Source organism: Paenibacillus sp. FSL H7-0756 (assembly GCF_038006765.1).
In the GTDB taxonomy this organism is placed as follows: domain Bacteria; phylum Bacillota; class Bacilli; order Paenibacillales; family Paenibacillaceae; genus Paenibacillus_AQ.
Genome location: NZ_JBBOVT010000003.1, coordinates 1,308,906 through 1,333,879, shown reverse-complemented (window position 1 = coordinate 1,333,879; position 24,974 = coordinate 1,308,906). Strand labels below are relative to the sequence as shown.

Annotated in this window: 25 protein-coding genes; 5 read left to right on the top strand and 20 right to left on the bottom strand. The window is 52.8% G+C overall.

The annotated features are described in order from the left end of the window. Positions 1 to 158: 158 nt before the first annotated feature. The 3 genes from NST04_RS31735 to NST04_RS31725 form a co-directional block, all read right to left on the bottom strand. Positions 159 to 812 carry a hypothetical protein gene (locus NST04_RS31735; RefSeq protein WP_341187779.1) on the bottom strand — a complete coding sequence of 218 codons (654 nt, stop codon included), beginning with the start codon at positions 810 to 812 and terminating at the stop codon, positions 159 to 161. A 140-nt stretch (positions 813 to 952) separates the two neighbouring features. Next, positions 953 to 1,228 (bottom strand): DUF6171 family protein, encoded by a 276-nt coding sequence (locus NST04_RS31730; RefSeq protein WP_340022260.1) that lies wholly within the window; start codon positions 1,226 to 1,228, stop codon positions 953 to 955. A gap of 10 nt (positions 1,229 to 1,238) precedes the next feature. Next, positions 1,239 to 2,732, bottom strand: a complete 1,494-nt coding sequence (locus NST04_RS31725) for an alpha-N-arabinofuranosidase (protein WP_341187778.1) — start codon at positions 2,730 to 2,732, stop codon at positions 1,239 to 1,241. A gap of 188 nt (positions 2,733 to 2,920) precedes the next feature. On the opposite strand from NST04_RS31725, the gene NST04_RS31720 reads away from it, so the two are divergent. Together NST04_RS31720 and NST04_RS31715 are read left to right on the top strand one after the other, a co-directional pair. Further along, the gene (locus NST04_RS31720) at positions 2,921 to 3,334 is read left to right on the top strand and encodes a peptide deformylase (RefSeq protein WP_341187777.1); all 414 of its coding nucleotides are present in this window, start codon (positions 2,921 to 2,923) and stop codon (positions 3,332 to 3,334) included. A gap of 80 nt (positions 3,335 to 3,414) precedes the next feature. After that, positions 3,415 to 4,308, top strand: a complete 894-nt coding sequence (locus NST04_RS31715; protein ID WP_341187776.1) for a hypothetical protein — start codon at positions 3,415 to 3,417, stop codon at positions 4,306 to 4,308. 42 nt (positions 4,309 to 4,350) lie between these two features. Here NST04_RS31715 and NST04_RS31710 read toward each other — a convergent pair whose 3' ends face one another. The 4 genes from NST04_RS31710 to NST04_RS31695 form a co-directional block, all read right to left on the bottom strand. After that, positions 4,351 to 5,292, bottom strand: a complete 942-nt coding sequence (locus NST04_RS31710) for a 5'-3' exonuclease (RefSeq protein ID WP_341187775.1) — start codon at positions 5,290 to 5,292, stop codon at positions 4,351 to 4,353. A gap of 27 nt (positions 5,293 to 5,319) precedes the next feature. Then, positions 5,320 to 5,685 carry an arsenate reductase family protein gene (locus tag NST04_RS31705; protein WP_341187774.1) on the bottom strand — a complete coding sequence of 122 codons (366 nt, stop codon included), beginning with the start codon at positions 5,683 to 5,685 and terminating at the stop codon, positions 5,320 to 5,322. Positions 5,686 to 6,170: 485 nt separating this feature from the next. Next, entirely contained in the window at positions 6,171 to 7,265 is a 1,095-nt protein-coding gene (locus NST04_RS31700; RefSeq protein WP_341187773.1) for an RluA family pseudouridine synthase, read from the bottom strand. Then, positions 7,262 to 7,828, bottom strand: a complete 567-nt coding sequence (locus NST04_RS31695) for a cob(I)yrinic acid a,c-diamide adenosyltransferase (RefSeq protein WP_341019851.1) — start codon at positions 7,826 to 7,828, stop codon at positions 7,262 to 7,264. The genes NST04_RS31700 and NST04_RS31695 overlap by 4 nt, the downstream gene beginning before the upstream one ends. A 457-nt stretch (positions 7,829 to 8,285) precedes the next feature. Between NST04_RS31695 and NST04_RS31690 the strand changes: the two genes are divergently transcribed. Continuing rightward, positions 8,286 to 10,307, top strand: coding sequence for a methyl-accepting chemotaxis protein (locus NST04_RS31690; RefSeq protein WP_341187772.1), 2,022 nt, complete (start codon positions 8,286 to 8,288; stop codon positions 10,305 to 10,307). Between the two features lie 49 nt (positions 10,308 to 10,356). On the opposite strand, the gene NST04_RS31685 is transcribed toward NST04_RS31690, so the two are convergent. The 6 genes from NST04_RS31685 to NST04_RS31660 form a co-directional block, all read right to left on the bottom strand. Then, a complete protein-coding gene (locus NST04_RS31685; protein WP_341187771.1) occupies positions 10,357 to 11,259 on the bottom strand; it encodes an alpha/beta fold hydrolase in 903 nt (300 codons plus the stop codon). Between the two features lie 463 nt (positions 11,260 to 11,722). Then, positions 11,723 to 11,917, bottom strand: coding sequence for an aspartyl-phosphate phosphatase Spo0E family protein (locus NST04_RS31680; protein WP_341188116.1), 195 nt, complete (start codon positions 11,915 to 11,917; stop codon positions 11,723 to 11,725). Between the two features lie 260 nt (positions 11,918 to 12,177). Further along, positions 12,178 to 13,395: an aminotransferase class I/II-fold pyridoxal phosphate-dependent enzyme gene (locus NST04_RS31675; protein ID WP_341019845.1), complete on the bottom strand. Its 1,218-nt coding sequence runs from the start codon at positions 13,393 to 13,395 to the stop codon at positions 12,178 to 12,180. A gap of 13 nt (positions 13,396 to 13,408) precedes the next feature. After that, positions 13,409 to 13,900, bottom strand: coding sequence for an Lrp/AsnC family transcriptional regulator (locus NST04_RS31670; protein WP_036696743.1), 492 nt, complete (start codon positions 13,898 to 13,900; stop codon positions 13,409 to 13,411). 168 nt (positions 13,901 to 14,068) lie between these two features. Then, positions 14,069 to 14,467 (bottom strand): spore coat protein, encoded by a 399-nt coding sequence (locus NST04_RS31665; protein ID WP_341187770.1) that lies wholly within the window; start codon positions 14,465 to 14,467, stop codon positions 14,069 to 14,071. Positions 14,468 to 14,503: 36 nt separating this feature from the next. Next, positions 14,504 to 14,737, bottom strand: coding sequence for a hypothetical protein (locus tag NST04_RS31660; protein WP_341187769.1), 234 nt, complete (start codon positions 14,735 to 14,737; stop codon positions 14,504 to 14,506). Between the two features lie 188 nt (positions 14,738 to 14,925). On the opposite strand from NST04_RS31660, the gene NST04_RS31655 reads away from it, so the two are divergent. Continuing rightward, entirely contained in the window at positions 14,926 to 16,164 is a 1,239-nt protein-coding gene (locus tag NST04_RS31655; RefSeq protein ID WP_341187768.1) for an NAD(P)/FAD-dependent oxidoreductase, read from the top strand. A 141-nt stretch (positions 16,165 to 16,305) separates the two neighbouring features. On the opposite strand, the gene NST04_RS31650 is transcribed toward NST04_RS31655, so the two are convergent. The 4 genes from NST04_RS31650 to NST04_RS31635 all read right to left on the bottom strand — a co-directional run bounded on the left by NST04_RS31650 (position 16,306) and on the right by NST04_RS31635 (position 21,627). Then, positions 16,306 to 17,865, bottom strand: a complete 1,560-nt coding sequence (locus NST04_RS31650; RefSeq protein WP_341187767.1) for a flavocytochrome c — start codon at positions 17,863 to 17,865, stop codon at positions 16,306 to 16,308. A gap of 127 nt (positions 17,866 to 17,992) precedes the next feature. Then, positions 17,993 to 19,606 (bottom strand): DcuS/MalK family sensor histidine kinase, encoded by a 1,614-nt coding sequence (gene dcuS / locus NST04_RS31645; protein ID WP_341187766.1) that lies wholly within the window; start codon positions 19,604 to 19,606, stop codon positions 17,993 to 17,995. Between the two features lie 205 nt (positions 19,607 to 19,811). Then, positions 19,812 to 20,171, bottom strand: a complete 360-nt coding sequence (locus NST04_RS31640; RefSeq protein WP_341187765.1) for an FMN-binding protein — start codon at positions 20,169 to 20,171, stop codon at positions 19,812 to 19,814. 25 nt (positions 20,172 to 20,196) lie between these two features. Further along, on the bottom strand, positions 20,197 to 21,627 hold the full coding sequence (locus NST04_RS31635; RefSeq protein ID WP_341187764.1) for a flavocytochrome c: 1,431 nt from the start codon (positions 21,625 to 21,627) through the stop codon (positions 20,197 to 20,199). A gap of 184 nt (positions 21,628 to 21,811) precedes the next feature. On the opposite strand from NST04_RS31635, the gene NST04_RS31630 reads away from it, so the two are divergent. After that, positions 21,812 to 22,270: a hypothetical protein gene (locus NST04_RS31630; protein WP_341187763.1), complete on the top strand. Its 459-nt coding sequence runs from the start codon at positions 21,812 to 21,814 to the stop codon at positions 22,268 to 22,270. Positions 22,271 to 22,395: 125 nt separating this feature from the next. Here NST04_RS31630 and NST04_RS31625 read toward each other — a convergent pair whose 3' ends face one another. The 3 genes from NST04_RS31625 to NST04_RS31615 form a co-directional block, all read right to left on the bottom strand. Then, positions 22,396 to 23,115, bottom strand: coding sequence for a response regulator (locus NST04_RS31625; protein WP_341187762.1), 720 nt, complete (start codon positions 23,113 to 23,115; stop codon positions 22,396 to 22,398). Between the two features lie 290 nt (positions 23,116 to 23,405). After that, a complete protein-coding gene (locus tag NST04_RS31620) occupies positions 23,406 to 24,032 on the bottom strand; it encodes a DUF4291 domain-containing protein (RefSeq protein ID WP_341187761.1) in 627 nt (208 codons plus the stop codon). 166 nt (positions 24,033 to 24,198) lie between these two features. Beyond that, positions 24,199 to 24,876, bottom strand: coding sequence for a lactate utilization protein (locus NST04_RS31615; protein ID WP_341187760.1), 678 nt, complete (start codon positions 24,874 to 24,876; stop codon positions 24,199 to 24,201). Positions 24,877 to 24,974 lie beyond the last annotated feature (98 nt).

Genomic DNA, 24,974 nt, shown 5'->3' with positions numbered 1-24,974 from the left:
AGGTAGTTTTCATTTCAGCTACTTTTGGAGCCAATACCCCTCAGTTCTGCTTCACGCCCACTTTTGGCCGATTCAGGTGCACTAATGCTCTTCATTTCCGCTCATCGCCCACTTTCAGCAAATTCAGGGGCACTAATGCCCTCCCAACATCCAACCCGTCAGCCTCTCACCCCACCAACGGGATTTATCCCTTTCATTTCCTCCACCAGCCCACTTTCCGCCGCACCAGAGGGATTTATCCCTCTCATTTCCTCCTCCAGCCCACTTTCCGCCGCACCAGAGGGATTTATCCTTCTCATTTCCTCATCCAGCCCACTTTCCACCGCACCAAGGGGATTTATCCCTCTCATTTCCTCCTCCAGCCTACTTTCCGCCGCACCAGAGGGATTTATCCCTCTCATTTCCTCATCCAGTCCACTTTCTGCCGCATCAGTGGGATTTATCCCTCTCATTTCCTCCTCCAGCCCTCTTTCCGCCGCAACAATGGGATTTATCCTTCTCATTTCCTCATCCAGTCCACTTTCTGCCGCATCAGTGGGATTTATCCCTCTCATTTCCTCCACCAGCCCTCTTTCCGCCGCACCAATGGGATTTATCCTTCTCATTTCCTCATCCAGTCCACTTTCTGCCGCATCAGTGGCATTTATCCCTCTCATTTCCTCATCCAGCCCTCTTTCCGCCGCACCAATGGGATTTATCCCTCTCATTTCCTCATCCAGCCCACTTCTCACCGCATCAGTGGGATTTATCCCTTTTACTTCGCCACCTTCGCCTCCTCTAACACTTTCATCTCCCTTCCCCCGCTCCACCACAACGCAAAAAAAGCCCCTCCAACCGCAGCATTGTGCAGGTTGGAGGGGCTTTTGGTGATCGATGCATCTCTTATGGCAAGAGCGGCTTCTAGCCTATCTTTTGGGCCTGCCCCTTGCCGTTAAGCATCAGGCGTGGGCCGTCATTCCGCCACCGGCTGCCACTTGCCGCCGCCCGGCAACGGACAGCTGCGGGCCTTCAGCCGGGCCACGACAGGAATGATACAGCCGCAGGCGGTACAGGTCACGCCATCCTGCAGCTTCGGGCAGGTCCCGCAGATCGCCAGCCGCTCGGCATAGACCTCATCGGAAGCCGAATTGCCGGGATTGAACATGGAGGACGCCAGAATGCGGGCAATCTGCGCTTCCGTGACCTTGTACTCCTCCCGGCAGCCTTTGCAGGTTGAAGTGGTCGTCATCCTGCGTTCCTTACGCCTTCGGAGTAATTTCCAGAACGGTTACCGACATTGGCGGCAGTTCTACAGTAAGGGTGTCTCCTTCAAGCTTGAAGGCACTGAATGCCTGTGGTTTTACAGCTTCCGGCTGCTCAAAGCTATTGTGGGCATCGATGGAAGCTCCGGCCAGCGTCGTTCCGCTTACGGATGCTTGTCCAGCCAATCCGCGCAGCTCCAGCGGCAGGGTTGCCGATGCTGCATGATTCAGGTTACACAGGCTGACATGGATTACGCCTTCTGCGGTTACAGAAGCGGAAGCCGATACTTCAGGAATCTCTACTCCCTCATAGCTGTATACCGGGCTGTCCACAGTCAGCTCCAGCAATTCTGCATCCTGATGCACCTTGTACATGTTGAATACATGGTAGGTTGGGGTCAGGAGCATTTTCTCGCCTTCGGTCAGAATAACGGCCTGCAGCACGTTCACGGTCTGGGCAATGTTCGCCATCCGTACACGGTCACTGTGCTTGTGGAAAATATTCAGCGTCAAGCCGGCCACCAGCGCATCGCGGATCGTGTTCTGCTGGTACAGGAAGCCCGGGTTGGTACCCGGCTCTACATCGTACCAGGTGCCCCATTCGTCAACGATCAGGCCCACTCTTTTCTCAGGATCGTATTTGTCCATGATGGCGATATGGCGGGTAACCAGCTCATCCATGAACAGTGCCTTCTTCAACGTTGTGAAGTATTCGTCTGTTCCGAAGCCTGTAGCCGCGCCCTTATGATTCCAGTCCGAAGTAGGCAGGGTGTAGTAGTGCAGGGTGATCGAATCCATGAAGCGGGTAGCTTCACGCATCAATACTTCCGTCCAGTTATAGTCATCCGCATTTGCCCCGCAGGCGATCCGGTGGATCTTGTTGTCTCCATAGTTGCGCACATATGTCTGATATTGGCGGTACAGGTCAGCGTAGAATTCAGGACGCATGTTACCACCGCAGCCCCAGTTCTCGTTGCCCACGCCAAAATATTTCACGCTCCAGGCATCTTCCTGGCCGTTCTTCTGACGCAGCTCGGCCATTGGTGAGACTCCGTTGAAGGTCAGGTACTCAACCCACTCGGACATCTCTTGAACAGTTCCGCTACCTACGTTACCGTTGATGTACGGCTCGCAGCCCAGCATCTCGCAGAGGAGCATGAATTCATGCGTACCGAAATGGTTATTCTCTACCGCACCGCCCCAGTGTGTGTTGATCATCCGCTTGCGCTCTTCGCTCGGGCCGATACCGTCCTTCCAGTGGTACTCATCGGCGAAGCAACCGCCCGGCCAGCGCAATACCGGAATTTTCATTTCCTTAAGCGCTTCCACTACGTCGTTGCGGATACCCTTGGTGTTCGGAATAGGGGAATCTTCGCCTACCCAGATGCCTTCATAGATACAGCGTCCAAGATGCTCAGCGAAATGTCCGTAGATGTTGCGGTCAATCTTACCTTTGCGGATGTCGGTGTTCAGTACAATGCGTTCTGCCATGGGAAGTTAACGCTCCTCTTTAAGTTAATATATTTGTTAATCATTTAACACTTATATTAACATTATAATCAAGCATCCTCCGGTTCGTCAATCTTTATCTTAACCAGCAACTCCCGCATTCCCGCATTTCACTTCCCCGCCAAAAATGATATTATGGACACACAAATACAGCACAACTGGAGAGTATAATGATCAGACCTATCAGTAAAGATATATCGCTGCTTAGCCAGAAATCTGCTCTTGCCACGGAAAAGGATCTGCCCGTGTTAATGGATCTTGTGGAGACGCTGAACGCCAACTCCGACCGGTGCGTCGGCATGGCTGCGGACATGATTGGCGTCAACAAACGCATCATAGCCATCCGCGTGGAGCAGCAATTGACGATTTCGATGATCAATCCGGTGATCGTCAAGCGCACCCGTCCTTACGACACCGAGGAAGGCTGCCTGTCGCTTGAAGGCGTACGCCCGGCGAAACGATACGACTACATTGAGGTAGAATACTTCGACTCTAATTTCAAGAAGCACCGGGATAGCTTTACCGGATTTACGGCGCAGGTTATCCAGCATGAGGTGGATCACTGCGAGGGTATTGTCATTTGAGCCGGGACGCCAAATCGCAAACCTTCAGTAAGGCTGCCGCTGAGCAAATTTTGAGGAATGAGACCGATACCCGTACCCTTTTGTCAGAATATCCGGAGTACAAAGACGAGGTGCTGCTTGAGATCAATGCCCTGTCGAGCCACAAACGGGCCAACCTGATCCAAAATTTGCTCGCCAGCTATACAAGCAGCGCCAAAATAGCGAAGAGCAAAATTGTCAAAAGCGGCTTTAATCAAACCACCATTAACGCTTTTCTTCCTAATATTATTAAAGCCCGCTTCGCCATTTATCTGATCGAACAGCTGCAACTCGCGGTGTCCGCCGAATCAGCCTCCGGGCCTGTCCGGTTCAATCTCTGGGATGGTTATATCCTGCAGAAGCTCCTGTTCAAGGAAAAGCTTGTCCGCAAGCCTGTATCGCTCCCTCTGTTCCGGGTATGCTGGAAGCTGATTATCCGACCCAAAGTGCTGATGCCGCTTGTCAATAAACAGGGAATCTATTGCTTCTACTCCCGTTCGTTGATCAAGCGTTTGTCCGCTCTGATCGGAGACAAGGCGTGCCTGGAGATCGGAGCGGGTGACGGTACTTTGACAAGATTCCTTAATGATAACGGCACAGCCTGCCGGGCAACTGATGATTATAGCTGGGCGCATTATATCACCTACCCCGATTTTGTGGAAAAAGCCGATGCCAAAGCCGCCTTGAGCAAATATGCTCCAAAGGTTGTACTTTGTTCCTGGCCGGTGCCCGGCAACCCGTATGAGAAGCATGTTTTTAATACAGATTCTGTAGAGTTGTACATTGTAATCGGCACAAGAGACCCGGCAATCACCGGTGACTTCGACGCATATGATCAGGCTAAGCATTTCAGCATGGAGCTGAATGAGGAATTATCCCGCCTGCTAGTGCCGCCCTCTGAGGACAATGCGGTCTATCTCTTCACACGCAAACAAGACAGTACACACTCACGATAGTGAGTATCTACTGTCTTGTTTGGTTTGCTGTCTATTCCGGCTTCAGCCCAGATCCCCCAGCTCAATCTGCACGATTCCCCGGTCATCCCGTTCCTCAGCAATTCCGCCGATCAGATGCATCAGGCTGCCGAACTCCAGCTCATTGAACTTGCGTGCGGCGTTATCCCGCTGCAGCTCCCAGAGACATTCGGCCAGCTCGCATACTATCGGCACATCGCAGCGGATTTCCGCCAGCTCCCGTGAGAGATGCAGCATGTCGAGATCCGCTTCAATCTTGGCGCGTACGCCCTTGGGCAGCAGATGCAGGTTCTCGATAACCCCTTCCACCGTGCCGTATTCCGTCAGCAGCTTGGTGGCCGTCTTCTCGCCTATGCCCTTCACTCCGGGATAATTATCGCTGGTGTCGCCCATGAAGCCCTTCAGGTCGATCACCTGCGCAGGAGTGAGGCCCCGTTCTTCCAGCAATTCCGCTGGATCGTACACTTTATAGTTGGAGCGGCCTTTTTTCATAATCACGACCTTGACGCTGTCATTCACCAGTTGCAGCATGTCGTGGTCCCCCGTAAGAATGTAGACCTCCGACTCCCCGCTGTAGCATGAAGCCAGTGTGCCGATGCAGTCATCTGCCTCATAACCAACCAGACCGATATTCGGCACGCCCAGCTCCGCCACAACCTCCTTCACGAGGTCAAACTGAGGGATCAGCTCCAGCGGCGCGTCAATACGATTAGACTTATACCCTTCATACTTCTCCGAGCGGAACGTGCCCTTGCCCATATCCCAGCAGCAGACGACATGTGAAGGCTCAAACGTACTCACCGCGTCGAAAAAATACTGCAAAAATCCATACACCGCATTCGTCGGCAGCCCGGCGCGGGTCTTGCGGATATATCCACCATAAGAGGTAGCATAAAAAGCGCGGAACAGCAGAGCCATTCCATCGACGATCATAACCCGGCCCTTCATTTCTGTTGCTGTGCTCATGTGTAACCTCTCCTTGTATTCCTTCATTTAGGCGTTGCTCCAAGCTTCGGCGTACTGGTCTTCCTTGTAGCCTAGGGTAACCTTCTTGCCGTCAGTAACTACCGGACGCTTGATCAGCATCCCATGTGCGGACAGCAGCGCAAGCTGCTCGTCTTCGCTTAAGTCTGCAAGCTTGTCCTTCAGGCCAAGCTCCCGGTACACCTCACCACTTGTATTAAAAAACTTCTTCAGCGGCAGGCCGCTGTGCTTCACCAGCACGCGTAGCTCCTCCACAGTTGGCGGCTGCTCAGCGATATGCTGCAGCTCCAGCTCATGCCCTGCTTCCTTCAGCCATTTCACTGCGCTGCGGCAGGTGCTGCATTTCGGATATTGATATACCTTGAGGTCACTCATCGGGTTCTCCTTCTATTATAAAGTGAAGCAGGGATGCTAGTTCTAAAGATCGTCCCTGCTGTTTATTTTGTTGGGGTCGTCTGCATAGCGGCGGCTTTTACTCCACCGGTACTACGACAGACATTACGACCGACCTCAATAGATGGAAAATGTACAATTATTCCTTCCAAATCCGCATCGCGGGAGGAAATAGTTGGATTTCCGGCACTTAAATCGGGAAAAAATTGTTACTTTGCGAGTATGGGGCAATTTTAGTTGTACTTTTTCCACTTGCTTGCCGCAGAGCCTTCATATAGCTGAAAATAAGTGCAGCCTGGCACTTATTTGCCTGCTGGTGTACTCCAGTGGCGGCAGAAAGGTTACTCTATGAGCGGTCGGCGCATGTCAAAGGCTGCATGCTGCTTAGCCTCTTCCTCTGGTTGTAGCCAGCCAAGCTGCACGGTGTTGCAACTGGAAGCTGTGCCCCGGATAGGTCCGGCACTTCCTTACCGTGCCGACTGCCGCAGCTTCTCCTGCAGCAGCGCCATATCCGTTGGCAGCGGAGCCTCGAAGACCAGTTCGGCATGCGTCACCGGATGCCGGAAGGCCAGCCGCACCGCATGCAGCGCCTGGCGCGGAATGGCCGCGTCCAGCTCCGCGATCTGCGCGAGCCGGGCGGCTTCGCCCGGCGACAGCGCGGTGCCGCCTGCGGTCACCGCCTGCTCTTGCACCGGCCGCTCCTCGCCGCCTGCGGTCAGCGCCGACTCTCCCGCACGTTCGCCCGGCGCTGACGCCTTCGAGCGGCCGCCAGCCGCCTGCCCATACAGCGGGTGACGGTACATCCCGTCACCGATCAGCGGGCAGCCGACCGATCCCATATGCACCCGGATCTGGTGGGTGCGCCCGGTCTCCAGCTTCAGCTCTACGCGCGAAGCTGCCTCGCCATAGACCTCCTTGACCTCATAACGGGTCAAGGAGGGATAACCATCCGGCGTCACAATCCGCCGGTGTGGCTCCAGCGGGTCGCGGTCGATCGGACCGTCGATATCCCCGCTAGGCAGAGCAGGCACGCCGTGTACGAACGCGGTATACCGCTTGTCCACCGTGCCGGCGATCATCTGCTCGGAGATGTGCTGGTGGCTGTACGGGTTCTTGGCAATCACCAGCACCCCGGAGGTCTCCTGGTCCAGCCGGTGTACGGGGCGGAAGCGAACCCGCTCGCCTTTCTCAGCCCAGTAATGAACTACTCCGTTCGCCAGGGTCTCGGTATAATGGCCGTGGGTCGGATGGACAATCATTCCTGCGGCCTTGCTTACCACAAGCAGATGCCCGTCCTCATACAGAATCTCGAAGGGAATCGGCTGCGGCAAAATATCCTCTGACGTCTCCTCCTCCATCCGGATCTGGACCTCATCCCCGCTGCTGACCTTGACGCTGATATAGACACGCTCTCCGTTCAGGGTAATGCCGAGGTCGGTCATTTTGAGCCGGGAGAGCAGCTTGCGGGAGACATCCATCCGCTTCTGCAGGATGGTTTTGAGCAGCCAGCCGTCTTCAAGCGGCGGCACTATATAAGAGATGGGCGGATAATAGCTGGTCATTTGTTCCGGAACACCTTTTTGCTGCGCAGATATTCTACTTCAGCAATCTCCAGCCGGGTGTTGGCAGCACGGGCCAGAGCGAAGAAATAGTCAGACAGCCGGTTCAGATAGATTACCGCCTCAGGGTTAATCTCCGCACTGCGGCCCAGCGTCACTGCCCGGCGCTCGGCCCGGCGGCAGACCGTCCGGCAGACATGCAGCACCGAGGACAGCTGGCTTCCGCCGGGCAGAATGAAGCGCTCCAGCTCCGGATTCTCGGCCTGAAGCGCATCGATCCAGCCTTCCAGGCGGGTAGCCATCTCGCTTTTCACCTTATAGCGGTTCTCACTCAGCTTCACGAATGCCAGATCCGATCCACAGTCAAACAGCTCATGCTGAATCTCCAGCAGCTGCTCACGGACATCTAGAAACCGCTCATCCTCCATCAGGCTCCGTGCCTGGCCAACGAAGCAGTTGAGCTCGTCAATGGTGCCGTAAGCCTCGACGCGGACATCGTCCTTGCCTACCCGGCCGCCAATCACCGAGGTCTCGCCCTTATCCCCCGTACGCGTATAGATCGCCATGATACTTCCCTCCTAAGTTGCAAATCACATAGTAATAGTGTAATCGTTCTTAGGTAGGGTGGCAAACAAAGATCAACTTTTCCGCCATGTAAATAACTCCCTTAAGAGGAAGCCTTGTGCCCGGCTTCGCCACCCGGATCATCTCCAGTACCGCAGCATGCGGATCACTGAAAACATTAATTCAGCCGAACTTCGGCGCGAAATACAGCTTGTTGGACAGCCGGTTAAAGATGGCATCAGCCCCGGGTCTGCCGCCGTCTCCGCCTTTGGTCGTACCCTGCAGACTTGGGATATGCGACATTTTTTTATTTTTTTCGACAAAAAGTAACAACAAATTCAGCTCTCCAACCGATGATATTCAATATAGGTATCAATAGCTTCACTATCTAATGGGGGGATTATCATGGCTAATATTGCTCATAAGGGGATTTCCAGGCTCCGGTTCAAAAGCATACGTATGAGAACATTTGCATTCATCCTGCCCATCTTTCTGATCACGCTGGTGCTGGTCGCTCTGTTGTCGTACATGTATTCCAAGAGCATTATCCAGCGCGAGGTTACGCAAAAAATGAATGTGCAGATATCGGATATTTCTAACGAAATTAACGGAAATTTAAGTGGGCACAGCAAGGTTCCCGAGGTTCTGGCCCGGACGCTGGAGAGTCATGCTGCTGAATTCACACTGGATCAATACCGGACGATGCTGTCTAGCGCGCTGAAAGCCAATCCGGATACATATGGTGTGGGCATTTATTTTGAACCCGGACGGTATGACAGCAAGCTGAAGTACTTCTCCACCTATGCCCACCGCGACGGCGACAAAATTGTGACTACCGAGCAGTATAATGACCCCGATTATAATTATCACGGGCAGAACTGGTACACCATCGGCAGAGACCATGCAGGATTTACCGATCCGTTCTATGACACAATTACAGGGACGACAATGGCTACGTTCTCAGTTCCTTTCCGGGATACTGCGAATACCTTGCTGGGGGTGATGGCCGGCGATATCGATCTCAAGACGCTGCAGAACAGGATCGAACAGACCGAGGTCGGGGATACAGGCTGGGCCTTCCTGCTGGACAAGCAGGGGAATTACATTGCAGGGCCGGATGCCGGGAAGAATATGCAGCTGAAAATAACCGATGAAAAAAACGCAAGTCTGTCCGCAGCGGGAGCAGAAATGCTTCAGCAGAATCAGGGAATGGTCACCTATGCCGATTCCGGCGGAACCATCCAGATGTATTATGAAAAGCTGCCGGATACCGGCTGGACCGTGGGTCTCGCCATGCCGGAACAGGAGCTGTATGCGCCGCTTAAAGGGCTGCTTAGGTCTATACTGCTGGTTAGCTTTGTGGGTCTTATCCTGACGGTAGCTGCCGTATATCTATACAGCCGCTATATAACCCGTAAGCTGACCCGAGTCAATGAGATGTCCCAGCAGATGGCTGCCGGAGACTTCACGCGGAAGCTGGAGGTAGACAGCGAGGATGAATTCGGCAATATGGCCGGGCATCTGAACCAGATGATTACCAATCTGAGCAGACTGCTGGGGACCATTGCCGATCACTCCCTGCAAGTCGCCTCGACTTCGGAGGAATTAATGTCTAGCGCCAACCAGACCAATCACACAACAGAGGCTATTGTCGAGAATATTCAGGATCTGTCAGCCGGAGCGGATCAGCAGCTTCAGTCCACCCGCGAGTCTGCAAGAGCGATGGAGGAGATGGCCGCAGGTGTGCAGCGGATCGCGGAGGCCTCGATGGACACCGCAGCAGCGGCTGGGCGGGCGGCAGGCCAGGCGCAGAACGGGCATTCCATCATTACGGAGTCGGTCGAACGGATGGAAGAGATGGAGCGGACCGCCGCAGAAGCTTCAAGCATGATTACCTCTCTTAGCGCGCAGTCCCAGCAGATCGGCAACATTATTGGTCTGATCAAAGGCATCAGCGATCAGACCGGCATGCTGGCCTTAAACGCGGCGATTGAGGCTGCCAGAGCAGGCGAATACGGACGGGGCTTCTCCGTGGTAGCCGGTGAGGTCAAGAAGCTGTCGGAGCAGACGGCCGAAGCTGCAGGGTCTATCAGCACCCTGATTCTCGAGATCCAGCAAGGCAACCGGGCAGTCTCAGACGCGGTGCTGGCGAATGCCGGTGCCGTTCAGGAAGGCTCGCGGATGGTAGGTGAGGCCGGGCGTCTGTTCACGGATATTCTCGGCGGCATCGGCGAGATTAATACCCAGGTTCATGAGATGTCTGCCTCCTCCGAGCAGCTGCTGGCCGGAACCGAGGAGCTGACCTCTTCGGTGGCGGAGATGGCAGAAGTGGCCCGGCAGGCGGCAGAGCGTTCCCAGAGCGCTGCCGCGGCCTCCGAGGAGCAGCTCGCTTCTATGGAGGAGGTAGCCGCAGCCTCTACCGAGCTGGCGAAGATGGCCGATGGGCTACAGCAGGCCGTGGCCGCGTTCAAGGTAAACTAACATGCATAAATAACCCCCTGATAAGTCCCTTCGGACACAGGGGGTTATTTTATATAATCATTCTGCCTCCATTCCCTTTCAAAAAAGCCACCAGCTCCCGGTTCACCCTCTCCGGCTGCTCATGATTCACGCCGTGACCGGCGTCCGGGATAACCGTGTAGCGGAACCCGCCAGCGTCCAGTGTTCCAGTGAGCTCCCGCTTCTGCTTCAGCTTATAATCTCCCAGCAGGAAGTATAGCTGATCCCGGAACATAACCGCTTTCTCCTGTTCGTAGGGCTGAAGCTTATGGGCGAACATCGCCTGCTGGTTATGGCTCTGCATTAACAGCACCAGATGCTCCCCGACTTCAGGATGCTTGTCGAACAGGCCGGAGGCCGGGGAGCTGAGCTTGCGGGCTGCCCTGAGCAGATTGCTGCGTGTAGGGATAAGAATCTCCGGGAACATCATCATTAGCGTATGTATCATGCTTTTAATTGGAGCAGTGACCATTCCTCCCTCCATGCAGGCAGCCCTCAGCACTCTTCCCGGCTCGTTCACCGTGTAATTGAAGGCCATATACGCTCCATTCGACACACCTGCCACACAGAATTGTTCAAGCTTCAGCCCGTCAGCAACCTTGTTGATCCAATCGACCTGGTCAAAGATCCGTTTATTGAACCTCTCACCTGGAACACTCTTCCCCGGTCCTCCCAGCGTATCTACCGCAATGCAGCGGAAATGACGGGACAGCTCCTTCATATTCAGCAGCCACATCACGGCCGAATTATCGCCTACCCCATGGAACAGAAGCAAAGGCGGTAACTCCGGCTCCCCCGCTGTTATACAATGGGTTGTCCCATAAGGGGTCTCCACATCAAGCTCCTGATATTCCGTCCCCCACGCGTCAAGAAGCTCGTTATAGGACCTTAGAACCTGTTCTTTGCCGGCCTCGCTTTTGAATATTTTGATCAAAGAAAACCCCCGCCTTTCCGCCTTGGCAAATTTTTATTAATCTTACTTCATGAGCACAGGATCATTTTGGAATTAGCTAGACTCATTGTTGCACATTTTGCAGGATTTCTCTAAAAATGTTAAGAGATGCGGCGTATTGTTGCATCATTTGCAGGAATTCCGGTGTTTAGAGCTGCTTAGCGCTGACTTTGTTGCATTTCATGCAGGATTTCAGCATCGGGCGCTTCTATAAGGCGGTATTGTTGCACATTTTGCAGGATTTCTATACAGTGTTACGGGCTTAGGTAGTATGGGGCCCATCTCTCATCGCAGCAGCACCAATTGTTCGGTTTCCATACTGGCACCTTGTGTCCGGTTTTCATAGACAACTTATCCATAACAAAAGAAATTCATAATTTCCTAATGAACAAAAAAACGGACATCCCCCCAAAGGAAGACATCCGCTTCGTATAATTCTGCTGTATTAATTGCTCTTGCGGGGACGGCCTCTCATATACTCATTAATCTTGAGATCCAGCAAGCTGCTGATTGCTATTACATTATCCGAGGTAAAGGACTTCTCCTGCATAAAGAGCTGTTCCATTCTGCTGCGGAGCATCTGAATTTCATCTTCCAGCGAGAGCCTGCGTGCATTCGCATCTCCTTTGGCGCGAGGCAGCCCGCTTCCGGAACCACACTTCCCGCCATAGGAGGATAAGTAATAATCTGCGCTCAGCACAATCACCCTTCCTGATAAAAGTATTGCGCATCATCCAGATAAGAACTGTGTAGTTCTATGCAACCAGATATGAAGCGCCTTTATTCCGGAATAAGAGGTCCATGTAAGTGTATTACAGGTGTTTCTTGTCCTTAGAGTAAAATAATACCATATCAGAAGGTGATCGGCTATAGTTCGATTTACTTCTTTGTCGAGCCTTGTCAGGCCCCTTCCCGGGACAGCTGTGAGACAAATGCCCCAATTCGCTCAACCGCTTCATTCAACTGGGACACCGAGGTTGCATAGGAGCAGCGCAGATAGCCTTCCCCGCCCAGACCGAAGACACTTCCCGGAACGGCGGCGACCTTATATTCAAGCAGCAGACGCTGGGCGAACTGGTCAGAGGTCAGGCCGGTGGCCTGGATACTCGGAAATGCATAGAAGGCACCCTGCGGCTCATGACACTCCAGTCCCGCCTCCCGCAGCCCTTTGACAATCAGCCGGCGGCGCTGGTTATACGAATCTGTCATGCGGTCCTTCTCTTCCATTCCGTTGGTAAGTGCCTCCAGTGCAGCCACCTGGCCCATCGAAGGCGCGCACATGACGGTATACTGGTGAATTTTCAGCATGGCAGAGATCAGGTCCGGGTGGCCGCAGGCATAGCCCATCCGCCAGCCGGTCATGGCGAAGGCCTTGGAGAACCCGCTGACCAGGATCGTCCGGTCCAGCATGCCCGGCAGTGAAGCAAAGCTGACATGATTGCTTCCATAGGTAAGCTCGGCATAAATCTCATCGGAGATGACGATAAGATCATGCTTCTCGACCACCTTGGCAATCGGCTCCCAATCCTCACGGCTCATGATGGCGCCCGTCGGATTACTTGGATAGCAGAGAATCAGAATCTTGGAGCGCGGGGTGATCTTGGCCTCCAGATCTTCGGCAGTCAGCTTGAAGTTGTTCTTCCCGAAGGTCTCAATGCCTACCGGAATACCGCCGCCGATAGCCGTAATCGGAGAATAAGAGATGTAGCATGGCTCGGGAATCAGAATCTCATCTCCCGGAGAGATCAGGGCACGCAGGGCCAAATCAATAGCCTCGCTGCCGCCGACCGTGGCGATAATCTGATTCGCCGGATCATACTTCACGGCGAAGCGGGTCTCCAGATACTCGGCAATACCCTCGCGCAGCTCAGGCATTCCGGCATTGGAGGTGTAGCCGGTGAAGCCCCGTTCGAGCGAATAGACGCAGGCCTCTCTGACATGCCAGGGTGTCTTGAAGTCCGGCTCGCCGACACCCAGCGAGATAATATCCTTGCTGCCTGCCGCCAGATCAAAAAACTTGCGGATGCCCGAAGGCTGAATCTGCTGGACCAGCGGGGCCAAATAAGAGTTCATCGACTTTCCTTTATCTCCTGTGTGCTGTGCGTTATTAATGATCATGACATTACATCCTTCACGGAGATATCATCAGACGGTTGTCTTCCTCATGCTCTTCAAAGATGATACCGTCCTGTTTGTATTTTTTGAGCGTAAAATTAGTCTTGGTAGAGAGCACTGCATCAATCGGCGACAGCTTCTCAGACACAAAGTTAGCGACCTCGCGCAGATTGCGGCCTTCCACTTCCACCAGCAGATCATAAGCACCAGACATCAGATAGACGGATTTAACCTGCGGATACAGATAGATCCGTTCGGCAATCCCCTCGAAGCCGCGGCCCCGTTCCGGTGTAATCTGTACCTCGATCAGTGCCGTCACCCGTTCATCATCGACTTTGTCCCAATTGACAACCGTCGCGTATTTCACAATGACGTGGTCCTGCTCCATTTCAGCAATAACAGTCTTCACATCTTCTTCCTCCGCACCAAGCAGGGTCGCCATTAAAGCAGTCGAGCTTCGCGCGTCCTCCTTGAGCAGTTCCAGCACTTTCCTCTTCAATTCATTCATTCTTAGGGCCTCCTGCAAAAAAGAGTTTAGTATTAATATGACATGAAAAGTACCGTTCTGCAAACAAAATAACCCCGCCGGGGCGGGGCTATCTGGATACATTCCCTTTGTATTTTCTCCTGCATGGCCGGGTAAGCGCTCTAATGCTTCACAGGGCCACCGCCAGGGTTACATATAATAGGAACCGTTATGATGCTGCTGGACGTTCGGCTGATGCTGCGAAACGTTCGAGTTCTGGTTATAGGCTCCAGCCCCGCCTGTTTTCTCACGCACGAACTGCTGCAGCTTCTGCTGGGTCTGCTGGGCACTCTGAATCTGCTTGTCCACATCCTGGCGCAGCGCTTTGCCCGGAGGAGTATACATGTTCATTTGCGACATTTGCATGTACAGCTCACCCTGAATTCTGAGGGTATCCATAGTCAAATCATTGAATACCCGTCTGACGGCGGGACAATTCGATTCTGTAGCTGCTGTGGTGTACTCGCGGACTGTCCGCTTCAAATCGGCCAAAATCGTGTAGAGTAAATCTTCATCCGCCATAAACGGCGTTCCATTCTGTGCGTACACAGTAAAACCTCCTTCAAAGTTTGTGGGTACTGCCTGTTATTGCGGCTGCGATGGTGCGTATTGCTGATGCTGATGGAGCAGCTGGACCAGCATATCCATGTGATGGGTATGACTCTGAATCTGCTGGATGCAGATCCCCTGTACGGTTGAATTCTGAGTGGTTCCGGCTGTAGCCGCTAGCTGCTTAATCAGCAAATCCTCATTGGAAATGGAATCGGAAATGTATTCCAATTCTTTTCCGCTAAGTGCCTGCATTTGGTTAGATTGCATGTTCGGTAATCCCTCCTTCTGGTTGTTCAAGCGTTCCTTAGTATGCTTCCGGAGGAGGCTGTTTATGTGCCGGAAGGCACATTCAGCAAGCTCACACTTAATGAATAATCCTTAGGGTCTTGACGCATGAGACTCTGCAATAGCGCAAATAATACTACTCTGAATGACACAAAGGAGCGAACAGATCTATGAAACTCGTCAGCGGGCAACTGCCCTGGGAACACACACTGCCTGAGCCTCCGGTATATCCGGTGCTGGAAGAAGATATTAACTGCGACTGTCTCATTGTTGGCGGCGGGATGGGCGGAGCGATGATGTCCTACCGCATGTCCCTCAGTGGAGCAGATACTGTTCTTATCGATAAAAGAACGGTCGGCACCGGAAGCTCCCACGCCAATACGGGCCTGCTGCAAATCGCCAATGACAAATCACTGACTGCCTGTATGAATACCTTCGGGGAAGAGAATGGCGTGCTGTTCTACAGACTCTGCCAGCAAGGCATGCGTGCGATTCTTGAGCTGCCCGGCAAGCTGGATATCGATCCGCAGATTATTGAGCGCAGCAGTCTGCTGTATGCCAGTACGCCGGAAGATGTTGCTATGCTGAAGCTGGAGAATGAGAATCTGGTGAAGCACGGCTTCGATTCGGAATTCTGGGAGGAGGAGAAGATCCGTGCCCATTATGCCTTCTCCAAGCCAGGTGCGCTATATTCCAAAGGAGATGCGGAGACGAATCCGCTGCGCACCGTACACAGCCTGATTCATAAAGCGCACTCCGGCGGAGTCCGGGTCTATGAGCATACCGAAGCCCTTCATTATGAGTACAATGAAGACGGCGTGATCTGTCATACCGGGCAAGGGCGGATTTTTGCCAAGAAGGTTGTCTTTGCTATGGGGTACGAGACCCAAGAGATGAAGAAGGACCGGGGAGCAGAGCTGATCAACACCTATGCCATTATGACCGGGCCTCTGCCCCAACTTCCGAAATGGCATGAGCAGAGTCTGCTCTGGGAAACGGCCCGGCCTTATCTGTATTTCCGGACGACTCCGGAAGGCCGGATTATTGCCGGCGGCAAGGATGAGCAGCTTACCAGCGTGGAGCGGCGTGAGGTTAGGGTTCTCTCCCAGTGTGAGCGTCTGGTCGAGGAGGTTACAGCCCTGTTCCCGGAACTGCAAGGAATCAAGGCTGAATATTCCTGGGGAGCGGTCTTCGGCTCCACCCATGACGGGCTGCCTTATATGGGACCGCACCCTGAGTTCCCGCACTGCTACTTCATTGAAGGCTATGGAGGGAACGGCACGGTCTACAGTATGATTGCCGCCGAGCTGCTTGCAGATACGCTGGCCGGCAAGAGCCGCCCGGAGCTGGAGCTATTCTCGCTGACACGGTCGCCGAAGCCTGCGCCCTCCCCGGCGATACTGTCTTAAGGGCAGCTGGTTCAGGGAGACTGCGGCATCAGAGAGAGCTGCAACATAGAAAGGGATGCCCGCATAGCCTGATGGCTGCGGAGCATCCCTTTTTGTGATTGAACACTTATGGTAATTAACGATATATAGAAGAAGAATAGCTTATTGCGCTTTTACAAATTCAGCCGACTTGATCCCTGCCTGCCGTCCGAAGATAATAATCTCGGCTACCGAGTTACCGCCGATGCGGTTCTCGCCGTGCAGCCCGCCGACCACTTCTCCTGCCGCGAACAGACCCGTAATCGCCTTGCCGTCTTTGTTCAAGACCTCAGTGTTGGTGTTGATCACCACTCCGCCCATCGTATAGTGAATCCCAGGGCCGATCTGAATCGCATAATACGGAGCACCGGACAGATCATTATCCATACCGGTAGTTCTGCCGAACTCGGCATCCGACTTACTCTTCACCGCACTGTTCCATGTATCCACGGTAGTTTTAAGTGCAGCGGCCGGAACCTTCATCTGATCCGCCAGTGCCTCAATGGTATCTGCGGTCTTGACGACACCCATCTTGATGTATTGATCTACCGCCTTGACACGGGATTTCACTCCGGCGTCGAACACGAGATAAGCGGATTTCTCAGGAAGTGTATTAATGGAAGCCGTCACCTTGTCACGGGTATCCATCTCATTGCCGAAGCGCTTGCCTTCAGCAGATACAAGAATAGCTCCTTCGCCCCGGACCGCTTCACCGATCAGGTAGGATTTCTCCTGCTGTACGGTCGGGTGAACCTGAATCTGATCCAGGTCGACTGTAGTTCCGCCAACCTTCTCAATCATAGCAATGCCGTCGCCGGTGCTGCCAATCTGGTTGGTCGTTACCAGTCCTTGCAGATCCGGGCGAACCTTGGCAATCAGCTCTTTGTTGGCACCGAAACCGCCGGTAGTTACAATAACTGCTGCTGCGCTGATCGTTTTGTCATCGGCCTGGTTGAACAGCACCTTCACGCCGTTCACCTTACCATCCTGTACCGTAAGCTCCTTCACATCCGCATTGACGAACAGCGGAATGCCCTGCTCCTGAACATTGCGGACAAGTCCGGCTACAAGATATTGTCCCACGGCCGAGCCGTCCTCCGGACGATGGGTACGCTTCTCCTTCATACCGCCGGTAATTGTAATATTGTTCAAGCGGATTCCGATGGAATCGAGCCAGTCAATGGCACCTGCGGATTGATCCACGAAGAAGTGCAGCAGCTCCTTATTGTTCGTATCATGTCCGCCCTTAAGGGTCTCTTCATAGAATAGTTCGTTGCTGTCTTCGATGCCCTGCTCCTTCTGGAACTTGGTCTGCGAGGCATTCATCCCCGAGGAGGATTTAGTAGTATTGCCGCCGGCTACCGGCATTTTCTCTAAGATGACCGGGTTCATGCCGGCCGCTTTGGCTTCCAGCGCAGCAGACATTCCCGCACCGCCTGCGCCGACGATGACGATATCATATTTATCTTTTAACTGATCGTACGGAGTATAGCTCGCTTCGGATGCTCCCGACACGGCCTCTGCCTTCTCTGTTGGTGCAGTGGTTGCTGCCGGCTCTGTAGCCGTGCTGCCCGCTTCCTTGCTCTCATTCTTGCTGTTGCCCGCATTGTTGTTTCCGCAGCCTGCAATCACCAGCATCACGGAGAGAATGAGGATAAGCGCCGCTGTTAATCTCTTATTCATGTGAGTTGTGCCCCCTTGTGCATATTTTCACAATTATCATAGCGCCAAAGAAGCGGTTTGTGGAACCTTCCGTAAGTTATTAAAGAGTTTTGTAACTAAAGTAAGCAGGCGTATGGACCCTAAATGTTCACACGCCCTCCTCCTCTTTCACCTCATAAGGCACATCCACGATAAAATGCGCTCCCGACCCACAGCCGGCGGCAAGCTCAAGATGACCCCCAAGTTTGTCTACACTTTTCTTCACCAGATATAGGCCAATTCCCCGCTGTTCACCCTTGGACGAGTAGCCCTGAACGAAGATCTTCTCCCCCAGGCCCGCCGGAATTCCCGGACCATTGTCGCTTACCTCGCATAGCAGCCGCCCCTCTTCATATTGAAAAGCAAGCTCCACCCGCTTCACAGGTTGCTCACGGAGCTCCCCCAGCGCCTCCAGGGCATTATCCAGCAGATTGCCGGCGATCGTAATCAGCTCATGAATCACCTGCGGATCAGCCGGCTCCGGCAAATAGCTGTCTCCGGTCAGCAGCAGCTCCATCCCCGCTTCGCGTGCCCGGCTCAGCTTCCCCAGCAGAAATCCCGCCATCACCGGGTCCTTGATCTGTCTCGTGATCGACCCGATCTCCTTCTGGTAATTGCTTACCGTTCCCAGAATATATTGCTGCAGCTCATCATACAGGCCCATATGGGTCATGCCCATAATGACATGCAGCTTGTTCATGAACTCGTGGGCACCGGAGCGCAGCGCTTCTGCATAGACCGAGACTCCCGACAGCTTCTCCGCCAGCACAGCCAGCTCGGTCTCATCCCGGAAGGTGGCAATCGCGCCAACAATGTTACCGTTCACCCGGACTGGCAGGCTGTTCACTAATAAAGAGCTGTCTCCCAGCTCCAGCTCCTGGTCCTGTATTCCCTCTCCCTCAGCCAATACCCGCTCCAGACCCAGCTCCGGCCAAAACTCGGCAATCTGCCGGTTCATCGCGCTCCCGCCAATCCCCGCTGCCCTCAGAAGCCGCTGCGCCTCCATATTAAGGATGGTAATCCGCGCCTGCTGATCTACGGCAATAATTCCCTCGCGCGTGGATTCCAGCATCGCACTGCGTTCCTGGAGCAGCTTGGAGATGTCCTCCGGCTCCATCCCGAACACCATCCGCTTGATCTGGGCCGCCAGAATGAATGCTCCTCCCGCTCCAAGCAAGGCTCCCGAGACCAGAATCGCAATAATCGTCCACTCATTCAGCAGGACCAGCCGCTCGACCCGCTCCAGGGACAGACCCGCAATGACCACACCCACCTGATGTCCCCGGTTGTTATAGACCGGCACGAAGCCGCGCAATGATCTGCCGAGCGGCCCTGCCCCTTCGGAGATGCTCTCCCCTCCGCGCAGCGATATCTCCTGGCCGCCTCCCGCAAAGGGCAGTCCGACCAGCGAGGCATCCGGATGGGAATAGCGGATACCCTTCATATCTGTCACTACCACGAACATAATATCATTGCGGCGGGCGATCCTTGAGGTGTAGTCCTGAATCTCCTTGCTGTTGCCTTCACTAAGCCCCTCCGAGACCAGCGGAATCAGGGCGATAGTACGGGCAATCGTAATCGCCTTATCCTCCAGCGCCTGCCGGGTCTGTGGAATAATCTGATTCCGGAAAATAAAATATAAAATCAGCAATACCAGCAGGACAACGGCAGACACCATGACGGCAATCATTGTGCGCAGACTGTAGTTTTTTTTCCTGGCCACTGGTGCGAAGACCTCCCTTCATGTCCCATGTTCCTATACCATTCGAACTATATTAGTTGAATCAGAATTTGTAAAGCTACTCCCGAGGATCGCTTCTTAGGGGATGAAACAATGAAGCAAGCCCAGCCGTTCTGCCGGAGACAGGAGGGCTGGGCTTGCTCGGGTGATATGACCACAACTCTTTTATAAGCAATTGAATGATAGCTTACTGCTTCTTGGCCTGTTCCAGCGCCTGGGTCACCGCTTCAATAATCCCGCCGCTGGAGCCGGAAGCCCCGGAGAGGGCGTCTACGCCTTCTGTGGTTTGCTTTTCAATAATTTCAGGAATCGTATTCTCTACAGCCGCATCGATCATCGCCTGCGTCTCCTTATGCTCCTGTACGGTAATGGCGCCGATCTTCTCATCCTTGATTTCTACCGCCACTTTAATATCACTCTTGACCCCTTTGCCTGTTCCATCATAGGTCCCGTCCACATACTTGCCGGAAGATGAAGAGCATCCCGCCGTAAGGACTGTTGCAGCCGCAAGGGCAGAGAACAGCAAGGTTTTTGTCCACTTGTGCATGAGTAATTCCTCCCTCTGAAAGTTCCTATTGCTTAAGTGCCTTCACAGCTTCATCTGCTGCAATCCGCCCGAAGGTAGTGATGTCTGCCAGTGCATTACCGCCCAGACGGTTCGCGCCGTGTACCCCGCCGGTTACTTCGCCCGCAGCATACAGCCCGGCAATGACCTGATCCTTGGTATCCAGCACCTGAGCCTGAGTGTTAATCGCTACGCCGCCCATGGTATGGTGGATTCCCGGTGTTACCTGAATTGCATAATATTTTCCCTTTTCAAAAGACAGCTCAAGATCCGGCCGTTCAAACTCTGTATCCTTACCGGAAGCAACGAAGCCATTATACGTATTCAGTGTATCCGCCAGTGCTTTGCCGTCTACACCGATCTGTGCCGCCAATTCTTCAGGTGTTGCCGCTTCTTTGACCAGATCCATTCCAAAGTAAACCTCGGTTGCCTTCAGGTTCGCACGCAGCGCATCATTGAAGATCAGGTAAGCTACCTTGCCGGACTGGGCCAGAATATTCTGGGACACGACATCGCGGGTCAGCAGTTCATTGGTGAATCGTTTGCCTTCGCTATTGACCAGAATTGCACCGTCTCCGCGTACACCTTCCGTGATCAGCACGCCTTGATTCGGAATGGTGGTCGGGTGAATCTGAATCTCTTTCATGTCTACCAGCTTGGCGCCGATCTTCTCTGCCATCGTTGTACCATCGCCGGTTGCGCCCGGTTGGTTAGTGGTGGAGAACCCTTCCAGCTTCGGCTGGTAGCCCTTGATCATCTCCATGTTGGCTCCGAAACCGCCGGCGGCCAGAATCACAGATTTGGCATTGATCGTGTACTCCTTGCCTTCCTTGTCGGTCACCTTCACTCCGGTAACTACACCCTCATCATTCTTGACGATCTCTTTGGCTGTCGTCTGCATTCTTACGTCAATCTTCTCATCCTGCAGCTTCTTCTTCAGCGCAACGACGATGAAATTTCCGGCCGCCTCGCCGCCCTTCGGACGGTGAATCCGGTTCACGCTTGCCCCGCCTGCGCGTCCCACTTCAGACAGCTCGGCTCCATTCTCCTTCAGCCACTCCACGGAAGCCGCTGCACCGTTCGTAAGCGTTCTGACCAGATCCGGGTTATTGAGATTCTTGCCGCCCTTCATGGTATCCTCGAAATGCAGCTCCGGACTGTCTTTGATGCCAGCCGCTGCCTGATAGGGTGTTCCTGCCGCATTCAGCCCGCCTTCCGCGCGGACGGTGTTGCCGCCAAGCATCGGCATTTTCTCTATCAGAATGACCTTGGCTCCCTGGCTATGTGCTTCAAGTGCTGCGGTCATCCCCGCTCCGCCGCCGCCGATAATTACAATGTCCGTAGACTCCCCTTTGGTGCTGTTACAGGCAGGCAATACCACCAGACTTGCCAGCAACAACCCCTTGCCCAGCAGACTTCCCCATCTCTTTCTGTTCATTCTGTTCTCCTCCAATTGTCATTGTGCATATTTTCACAATCATCATAACCTGAAGGAGCCCCGACTAGAATATTTAGTAATTAAAGAAATGATAAAGTAAATAAAGGTAGTGAATTTGCTTGAATGTGGTTATAGATTTATAATTGGAGCTTATACAACCGTATCACTAGGAGGAGCAGAAACTATGGAAAAAAGCGAAAAATATTGGCTGGCCGGTGCTGTTCTGGCAGCAGCCGGTGTCTCCCTGATGAGCTACACCGCAAGCCGCTATACTTCATTCAAAAGAGTAGTTGCCCGAACCATCCGTCTGGAAGATATCGCTGCACTGGAAATTACCCGCCTGTCTTCTGTTCCCGGTGAACAGAAGGATATTGTGATCACCGATCCGGAAGCAATTAAGCGGATCTACGATGATTTCTCTGGTGTCCGCCTGATGAAATCCGCCCGCAATGTCAATACAGACAACAAGTACAGCTATTACCTTACCATCGTGCAGGCCGACCGGAAGCAGCGGTTCGACATTATTTTGAAGGGCAAGCATCACATGATTATCTACGACAATGACATGAACAACCCGCACCTGGTAGCCTATAAAATCATTAACGAGTTCAGTCCGCTGGCTCTGCAGCAGGCCTTCGATTGATTCTGCGCACGCTTATGTATGGCATAGCTTAATAACCTTCACAGCTATTGTGACGGCTATATGGAGTCATGGAACGCCTGGGACAGCCTTGGGACAACCGTGACTCCGTTTTATTTAGAGAACGCTCATAGATATTTACGGATAAGTTCATGCCCTTCAGGCCTCACCTTATACATATACACCGGCCTGCCTACCGCACCATAGCTAAGCTCCATCTCCAGAATACCTGCCTCCGTCAGAAAAGCCAGATATTTGCGGACTGAGATCCGCGAGATGGGCGCATGGCTGCTGATATCCTCCGTGGAGAATACCGGGCTCTCCAGCCGGTTAATCGTGCTCCAGATGCTCTCCAGTGTGCCTTCGGCAAGTCCTTTAGGCAGCGGCAGGGCAGCGTTCTTCTCCTCTTCCGTCCCGAGCGAATGCCGCAGCAGCTTATCCAGCTGCTCCTGGCTGAGATGCTCCTTGTGCATCAGCTTATAATCTTCACGATACGCCGACAAGGCCGCCTGAAACCGGGCAAACTCGAACGGCTTGATCAAATAATCCACAGCCCCGTTCTGCAGCGCCTTGCGGATGCTGGCATTGTCGCTGGCGGCGGAGATCACGATGATGTCCACCTTGCTCCCCTGCTCCCGCAGAGCAGAGAGCAGCTGCAGCCCGCTGACACGCGGCATATATATATCCAGCAGCACCAGATCGACCTGCTCCTTCTCCAGCATCGTCATTGCCTCATCCCCTGTCGCCGCCCAGCCCGCATACTCAAAGCCCGCAACCTGCTCCAGATAATGCCGGTTAAACTTCGCCACCATCGGGTCATCCTCTACGATCAACACTCTAATGTTCATGGGTTCTCCTTGTCTTTTGTGCAATTACAGTATATTGATTGAACTAATGATTTTAGGTTAGGGTTTGGCCGTGACTCCAGAGAAGTTTTGGACTTCCGGCCGCTGTTGTCCCCAGATTTCTTGATTTTATACGCTCTTAGAGGTAGAAATCCGGTGACAAAGGCGGTCGCTACCGCTCCTCCAGTTCCAAAATTCCCCTCCGCCACTTCCCCTTAACTTAAATTTCTAAACTTGCCTAAACATTAATAACTTTCACTTTTCTAGCCCCTAAAATGAAAACTATAAGAATTTTACTTAAGTATCCCTAAAGTTCTTTGAATAGCATCCTCCACATAGTACGGGGTCTCCTTCGGCAGCAGATCCGTGCTGAACTTCCCGGATTGTATAGCCTCTCTGGTATCGATTACAAGCTCAGTAATATCATTGATTTCTACTATCCATTCGTGGATGTATTTATGCACCATATCGCCCCTGAGACCTAACTGAATGGCTCTTCGCGGCAATTTGTTCCCATGGATATCTCTATCCGGGTCCCATTGACATCTCACTTGGGAAGCTTGTAACTTCGTCTGCCACTCCTCTTGGGAAGCATACAAGTCAGGGTCATATGAGGACAGGACTACCTGTGACAAAATATAATTGAAGCCCTCTCTGGTGATATCAATCGCCAATATCCGCTCCTGATCCGTTTTGGTCGCCCAACCCGACCGGTACATCATCCATAAGAAAGAAGGCTTGATCCAAGTCATTCGATCAATTTTAAAAGAAGGCCCGAATTGCCCAAGCTCTGATACCTCATCTGCAATTTTGTGATTATAGGCCTGATACACCCGGACTGTTGACTCATTGTAATGGGCCATGATTATTCTGTCTTCTGTATCTATCGTCCGCTCCAGTTGTTTTCGCACAGTTGTCATTTGAATGGTTGCCTCCGAACTTTTTTCTAATGCTGCTCTTATCAGTATATTCTGAGTCTGCTATTCAGTCTAACTTTAGAACAACTTTTCCTACCAAATAGAAAAAACGGCTTGGGATAGATGAGATTCTCCTACCCTAAAGCCGCTATTAATCCTTATTCAAAATTCAAAATCCCAAAGATTCGCCAACAATAATAACCTTTATTCTCCCCGCTGTCTTACACATTCTGGTTTCGACGATGTAAGAACAGATACAATCATCCGATTTACAATCTGCGCATGCACCATTGATCAGACAGGGCGTTTTTTGCGGTGAATGTAAGAATGGGCTGGACGAACTCGAACAACGGCTTGCGTTAATGGGGGCGGCATAGGTTCTGGCTCTGATCACTGCGTCTTCAGCGGTCTTGCACACCTTATTCATCCCAACGACAGCAACCACACTTCTCGGTCCAAAAGTAATCGCTGCCGCCCGGTTGCCCACACTGTCGATATTGACCAGTATCCCATCTTCACTAACGGCGTTGAAGCTGGTTAAATAAGTGCCGCACAAAAGAGATTGGCGCATGAGGTCATAACGTTCCTCCATCGTTTGCGCTGTATCACGATCAATGATGGTATAGCTGCCATGACGTACCCGGTCAAGAAGCCCGATTTCCTCAAGCGTGACGGACCCGCCCCAAGATACCGAAGACTGTTCCGGAATTAAGGATAGTGCCTTTTCTGCAGCTTCAATGGCGTTGTCACAATAATAAGCTTCAAATTTTCTACTTTGCAGATTTTTAATGACCTTGGTGGCTAACAACCGGTTTCTCGCTTTGATTGAATCTTCTTTCGCTTGCATGGTTCTTCCTCCGTTCTGACATTAGGCAAGGTGGCTAACTTCGTGTGTATGTATGATTAATATAGTATAGTAAAAAGAAAAAGGATGTTGCACATGCA